This window comes from Streptomyces sp. NPDC005070, assembly GCF_053600395.1.
The window spans coordinates 1-1,190 of the sequence record NZ_JBSFZS010000557.1 but is presented as its reverse complement, the minus strand read 5'-3'; the positions used below and the strand labels follow the sequence as shown (position 1 = coordinate 1,190).

The 1,190-nt window shown below is 64.2% G+C and carries 1 protein-coding gene; it reads right to left on the bottom strand.

All coding sequences use genetic code 11. From position 1 onward, the window contains the following. Nucleotides 1–589 precede the first annotated feature (589 nt). Nucleotides 590–1,190, bottom strand: a 601-nt coding sequence (locus ACWEBX_RS41120) for a nucleotidyl transferase AbiEii/AbiGii toxin family protein (RefSeq protein ID WP_451889779.1), incomplete at its 5' end; no start/stop codon positions are given.

Genomic DNA, 1,190 nt, shown 5'->3' with positions numbered 1-1,190 from the left:
CGGACCCTCACCCCAGTTACCTTCCTGAAGATAATCCAAGACGAGCTTGGAATTCCGTTCACCCGGTCTAGGAGCATCCTGGAATACTTCGACCCTGCCATGAGGCTCATCGCGGATGCGTCACTGATAAACGAGCGCGGACGCGCCATCCTATGCAGGTCTAGTCAACCGTAAATCCCAACTGGGCCTCCTTCATTCTGCTATGACCGAATGAAATGCTAGGCTGGCGAGGTAGAGCCCTTGGTCGTTGACGCTGCGATCTAGCTCATCGCACCAACGATCAAGTGGCCCTATTGGTTTCGTCCCCTTCCACTACGGGGTGTCGACCCGGACCGGAACCGCTTGCCCGCCGACAGTCGACGGGCAGGAACAGGAGCGCGTTGAGATCCCGCGCCGGCCGTCAATCGCTGCTCGGCTCGGTCACCGCGGAATGCTTTCGCCACGTGGTTCCAGGCGAAGGCCGGTAATCACAGCCGAGAGCCGCCGAGCAGGAAAATCAGCCCGTACTCATCCTGGCGAAGTCAGCGCCCTGCGTCGCGCAGCCGCGAACTCGTACCCGCGGCCGGTCGATGGGACCGCCGTACAACTCTCACTCCTCGTCCGGGTTCTCCTCGGCATAAAGGCGGGCGTCAAGCTCGGCCGCCCAGGCAAGAGCCCAGGCTCGCAGGTCGGCCCGTTGGCCGGGATTGAGGGCGTGGTCGGTGAAGTCCTTGTCGTCCCACCATTTGGCACCGTTGAGCCGGTCCCGCAGGTCCTGGAGACTGAACTCGTAGCGTGCGTGGCAACGGCAGAGCGTTTCGAGGTCGGCGGTGGTGCGGTGCTGGGAGGCGGCGTGCACGTCGATGAGGTCGCTGACCGCGCTGCGGTCCGCGAGCGCGCGGACCTTGGTGCCTATCCCCTCGTCGAGGGCCAGCACTGGTCCGTACTCGGTCTCCACGGGTGCCGCCCAGAATGCCTCCTTGAGGACATCCACCTCGCATTCCTCCCCTGATTTCAGGTCGGTTGCGATGAGACGACCGGAGAGGGCGCCCGTTTCGATCCGGCGGATGCTCCAGCCGCGGGTGGTGAGTCCGTCGCTGACCACGGCGACGATCTCGGCGATCGAGGTGGGATTCTCGGTGGCTACGTCGAGGTCCTGGCTGAGGCGGTCGACCAGGCCGTGGGCCTGGACGGGATAGCCGCCTGTGATC